Annotated in this window: 5 protein-coding genes and 1 riboswitch; of the genes, 1 reads left to right on the top strand and 4 read right to left on the bottom strand. The window is 53.2% G+C overall.

Annotation, left to right across the window (positions count from 1 at the left end; translation table 11 throughout):
- Together ACTHUT_RS13650 and gcvT are read right to left on the bottom strand one after the other, a co-directional pair.
- Positions 1-216: hypothetical protein (locus tag ACTHUT_RS13650; protein ID WP_440418895.1), on the bottom strand; the 216-nt coding region annotated here is incomplete at its 3' end.
- 83 nt (positions 217-299) lie between these two features.
- Positions 300-1,397: a glycine cleavage system aminomethyltransferase GcvT gene (gene gcvT / locus ACTHUT_RS13645; RefSeq protein WP_440418894.1), complete on the bottom strand. Its 1,098-nt coding sequence runs from the start codon at positions 1,395-1,397 to the stop codon at positions 300-302.
- A 210-nt stretch (positions 1,398-1,607) separates the two neighbouring features.
- A riboswitch (glycine riboswitch) is annotated at positions 1,608-1,705 on the bottom strand.
- A gap of 206 nt (positions 1,706-1,911) precedes the next feature.
- On the opposite strand from gcvT, the gene ubiB reads away from it, so the two are divergent.
- Positions 1,912-3,423 carry a ubiquinone biosynthesis regulatory protein kinase UbiB gene (gene ubiB / locus ACTHUT_RS13640; protein ID WP_440418893.1) on the top strand — a complete coding sequence of 504 codons (1,512 nt, stop codon included), beginning with the start codon at positions 1,912-1,914 and terminating at the stop codon, positions 3,421-3,423.
- 75 nt (positions 3,424-3,498) lie between these two features.
- Here ubiB and ACTHUT_RS13635 read toward each other — a convergent pair whose 3' ends face one another.
- Together ACTHUT_RS13635 and ACTHUT_RS13630 are read right to left on the bottom strand one after the other, a co-directional pair.
- Positions 3,499-4,869, bottom strand: coding sequence for a chloride channel protein (locus ACTHUT_RS13635; protein ID WP_440418896.1), 1,371 nt, complete (start codon positions 4,867-4,869; stop codon positions 3,499-3,501).
- Positions 4,870-4,946: 77 nt separating this feature from the next.
- Positions 4,947-5,197: bifunctional ornithine acetyltransferase/N-acetylglutamate synthase (locus ACTHUT_RS13630; protein ID WP_440418892.1), on the bottom strand; the 251-nt coding region annotated here is incomplete at its 5' end.

The following is a 5,197-nucleotide window of genomic DNA, read 5'->3' as shown; positions in this document are numbered from 1 at the left end:
AATTATTACTGGTTCCAATGGTGCAGCAACACCCTCCGCCCCTTTCAACCAATCATCATTTTTATCTCTGACTTCTCGCCATACTTCTTGCTCCCAAATTGCTTTATACGGCTGTTTTTTCACCAAATCAAAAGGATAAATCTCTTTAGCAGAAGCAAACCCTGTAACTATTACCCAAAATGTAGCTGCAATTGTTATAACCTTACTTTTTCTCATAAAAGTTACCTATTTCATTTTGAATTCATAATTTTCGAAGAGGACAGTAAATTACGTCCTCGTTACGAAAACTAATCTAACGTTTAAAACTGTTTCTGTCCGTTGCGGACAAACGGCAGCTTCAGTACGCGTACGTCCACTTCTTTACCACGCATCAGCACTTTGGCGGTATCGCCGTCAAAGTCTTTCGGTACGCGCGCGATGGCGATGGATTGTTTCAGGCTTGGCGAGAATACGCCGCTGGTGGTTTCTCCTTGGCCTTTGTCGGTCAACACTTCCATATGCGCGCGCAGGATGCCGCCTTTATCGAGCAACAGGCCGACCTGTTTGACGGCAACGCCTTTTTCTTTCAATGCCAGCAAAGCAGTTTTACCGACGAAATCGCGGCTTTCGTCTTTCAAGTCAACCGTCCAACCCATGCCTGCTTCGAGCGGGCTGGTATTGTCGTCCATATCGTTGCCATAGAGGTTCATACCGGCTTCCATGCGCAGGGTGTCGCGTGCGCCGAGGCCGCAAGGCTGTACGCCTGCTGCTTGCAGGGCTTTGAAGAATGCGACGGCTTCAGTGCCGGGCAGGATGACTTCGACGCCGTCTTCACCGGTGTAGCCGGTGCGGGCGACAAACCAGTCGTTGCCCAAGTCTGCACCTTGGAACGGTTTGAGGCCGCGAATCACGTCTGCCCATTCAGGTTTGACGGTCAGGAGTTTTTCGATGGCTTTCGGGCCTTGTACGGCAAGCATGCCGAGGTCGTAGCGCGGATTGAAGGCAACGCCGAACTCTTGTCCGACTTTGTGGAATTGCGCCGTATCTTTTTCACGGGTCGCGCCGTTGGACACGATGCGGTATTGGGTTTCGGCTTCGTTGGTACGGTAAACGATCAAGTCGTCAATCACGCCGCCGTTGTCGTTGAGCAGCGCGGAATAAAGGGCTTTGCCGACGAAAGCGAGTTTGGCAACGTCGTTGGCAATCAGTTTGCGGAAAAAGGCTTTTGCGTTCGCTCCGGCGACGTCGGTAACGAGCATATGGGATACGTCGAACATGCCTGCGTCGGTGCGCACGGCTTCGTGTTCGGCGATTTGCGAACCATAATGGATGGGCAGCTCCCAGCCGGCAAAATCGACCAGCTTCGCGCCTGCATCTTGATGGGCTTGATGAAATGGGGTGGTTTTCAGAGCAGTCATTCTCAAGTTTCTCCGGATTTTTTGTTCAGATGCCGCCCGCGCACCTGTGCGCGGATGACCCTATCTGTCCTTGAACCTGAGATTTTCGGCTGTATCCGCATGATGGCAAACCAGTCTGCTCACTGCTTTGCGCGGTTGTCTGAATGGTGGTTCAGACGGCCTTCTCCCCTTCGGTGGACGTTATTCTAACGCCGCTCTCCAGATTGTTTGTTTCAATGTGCAGTCCCTGATACCTGAGCGATTTAAGGGTGTCTGCGCCTTCGGTGGTTACATTGTAGTTGGGTGTAACACTCTCCTGCACATTTCCCGATTATGTCTTGAATCGGCGGTTTGGGCAAGTAGCCGACGAATATTTATGATGTGAATATTCGTCTTTTTATTGAGGCGGCAAAACCTTAGCCTTTATAAAATTGTTAGCCATGCGGCAAATGTTTTTGCAAAAGTCTCAGGCCGTCTGAAGCCCTTGGCCGTTTTTCCTATATAATTCTGTTTTTTCGATTTATCTGCGTCCATCATGAACCGCCTCAAACGCATTAAAACCATCCTCTGCACGCTCTACCGCTACCGCCTTGCCGAGCTGATTGCCTCGCTGGTCCGTCCGGGTTGGGCGCGGACTTTCCTCAATATGCTGCCGCAGTCGTCCAAGTTCAAACACGAGACGCCTGCCGTGCGCCTGCGTTTGGCGTTGGAAAGCCTGGGGCCAATTTTCATCAAATTCGGACAGGTATTGTCCACGCGTCCCGATTTGATTCCGCACGATTACGCGGTCGAACTGGCAAGGCTGCAAGACAAAGTGCCGTCGTTTGACGCGCAGCTTTCACGCTCGCAAATCGAAAAATCTTTGGGCCAATCCATCGACACTTTATACGCGGAATTTGAAACAGAGCCTGTCGCCAGCGCGTCCATCGCCCAAGTACACAAAGCCCGCCTGCATTCTGGCGAACAGGTCGCAGTGAAAGTCTTGCGCCCCAACCTTTTGCCCGTTATCGAACAGGATTTGTCGCTGATGCGCTTTGGCGCAGGCTGGGTGGAACGTTTGTTTTCAGACGGCAAGCGTTTGAAGCCGCGCGAAGTGGTGGCCGAATTTGACAAATACCTGCACGACGAATTGGACTTGATGCGCGAAGCCGCCAATGCCAGCCAACTCGGGCGCAATTTCCAAAACAGCAATATGCTGATTGTGCCGAAGGTGTTTTACGACTACTGCACCAGCGATGTACTGACCATCGAATGGATGGACGGCACGCCGGTATCCGATATCGCCAAACTTAAAGCAGACGGCATTGATTTACACAAACTCGCCGATTACGGCGTGGAAATCTTCTTCACGCAAGTTTTCCGCGACGGCTTTTTCCATGCCGATATGCACCCCGGCAATATTCTGGTCGCCGCCGACAACCGCTACATCGCCCTCGATTTCGGCATCGTCGGCACGCTGACCGATTACGACAAACGCTATCTCGCCATCAACTTCCTCGCCTTCTTTAACCGCGATTACCACCGCGTCGCCACCGCCCACATCGAATCGGGCTGGGTGCCTGCCGACACGCGTGCGGAAGAATTGGAAGCCGCTGTCCGCGCCGTGTGCGAGCCTGTGTTCAACAAACCGATTTCGCAGATTTCCTTCGGCTTGGTGCTGATGCGCCTGTTTGAAGTCAGCCGCCGCTTCAATGTCGAAATCCAGCCGCAGCTGGTATTGCTGCAAAAAACGCTGCTCAACATCGAAGGCTTGGGCCGCCAGCTCGATCCCGATTTGGACTTGTGGAAAACCGCCAAACCGTTTTTGGTGCGCTGGATGAACGAACAGGTCGGCCCCAAAGCCCTTTGGCGCAACCTCAAAAACGAAGTTCCCGATTGGGCGCAAATCATCCCTTCCCTGCCGCGCAAAATCAGTGCGCTGATTGATGAAAACCGCCAGCAGGAAATGCGCGATGCCTATGTACATTTGGTTAAAGTACAGCAACGCCAAAGCCTGTGGCTGGGTGTGATTGCGGTTGTTTTGCTGCTGATTTTGCTGTTTAAGTAAACCGTAATACAGCTTTAAACGACATAATAAAGGCCGTCTGAAATTTAGTTTTCAGACGGCCTTTTATATACCGACCTATTCTTTTTTCTCGTGCTGAACATGTCCGCTTTCAGCTTCAATATGCCGTCTGAAGCGCAAACCTGCGGCATGGTAAAACGGATGCGGCGAGAATTGGCGCGATACTTGCGAAGCGAAGATGCAAGTCAGCAACATCCAAAACAGTAAATTCTGTCCGCCCGTCATTTCCATGACCACCACGGCGGCGGTCAACGGCGATTGAGTCGCGGCGGCAAGGAATGCGGCCATGCAGAGCAAAACTGCGACATTGGACGCGTCGCCCAGTTGCGCGAAAGAAGCCATGTGTTCGCCTATCATCGCGCCGATGGTTAACGACGGCGTGAAGATGCCGCCGGGAATACCTGCCCAGTAGCTGAACACGGTCGCCGCCCATTTTGCGGCGGCCAAGCCGATCGGCGCTTCATACGCGCCTTTGAGTGCGGCGGCGGCTTCGTGATAGCCCGTGCCATAGGTTTTGCCTTGATAAAACGTACCGAGCAGCGCCAGCAAGATACCCATTGCAAAGGCGACCACCAACAAATGACGGCGGATGAAACTGCGCCAGCGCACCGGAGCGAATGCTGCCGCGCCGCGATACAAAAAGCTGCCGAACAATCCGCCTGCCACACCGCAGACGATGCCCGACACCGCAGCCCACATCAGCATGTTTGGCAGCTCATGCCCTTGAAAACCTGAGAAATACGGGTTGTTGCCCTGTATCGCCACTTGGATGAAACCGGCCGCCAACACGCCCATCAGGATTTGACGTTCCCAACGCAAAAGCACGCCGCGCCCCAATTCTTCGATGGCAAAGACCACACCGGCCAAAGGCGCGTTAAACGCCGCCGCCAAACCACCGGCCGCACCTGCGGCAATCAAATCGTTTTCCTGCATACCCCTAAACGCCAGCCCGTGCTTTTTACACCACGCGCCCCAAGCGTTCATCACCGCCGCGCCCACTTGCACAGACGGCCCTTCCCTGCCGATAGACGCGCCCAACAGCATGGCGCAAAACGTCAGCGGAATTTTGAAAAAGGTTTCGCCCAAACGAATCAACCGGGTTTTCTGCGCGCCATAAGGCAAAGACAAAGAAGCGATAACCTGCGGAATACCGCTGCCGGAAGTGTACGGCGCAAATTTTCGCGTAAACCATGCCAAAAGCGGCAAACCCAGCGGCAAAACCACCCACGCAAACCACGGATATTTTCCCACCAACAAGGCGTTCCATTCCAAAGCCAAATCCGCCAAGTACGCAAACATCAAAGCCGTCAGGGCAACCAATGCCGATCCTGCCAGCAAAAACAGAAGGGCAATGCTCTTTTTCGACAGGCGTTTGGTTTGGCGGATTTTGTGGGCAAGGCGCGCCGCCCAAGTCTGGGGAAATTTCATCATAAACACGCAGTCAATGTGTTCAGACGGCCTTGATACTTTTCTCAAAGGCCGTCTGAAAACAAGGATAAAGGTTTTTAAGAACGGTAATCCGCGTTAATCGACACATATTCGTGCGACAAATCGCAGGTATAAACAGCCGCCGTCGTATCGCCGCGTTGCAAATCGATGCGGACGGTGATTTCCGGACGGTTCATCACCGCTTGTCCTGCTTCTTCGGTATAGCTTTCCGCACGGCCGCCGTTTTCGGCCACCAACACGTCATCCAGCCACATTTTCAAAGCATCGACGTCCAAGTCTTCAATACCGGCATAGCCGACGGCTGCCA

Source organism: Neisseria sp. P0022.S010, from assembly GCF_051956635.1.
The sequence above is the reverse complement of the archived record's forward strand: the minus strand, read 5'-3'. Positions and strand labels throughout refer to the sequence as shown.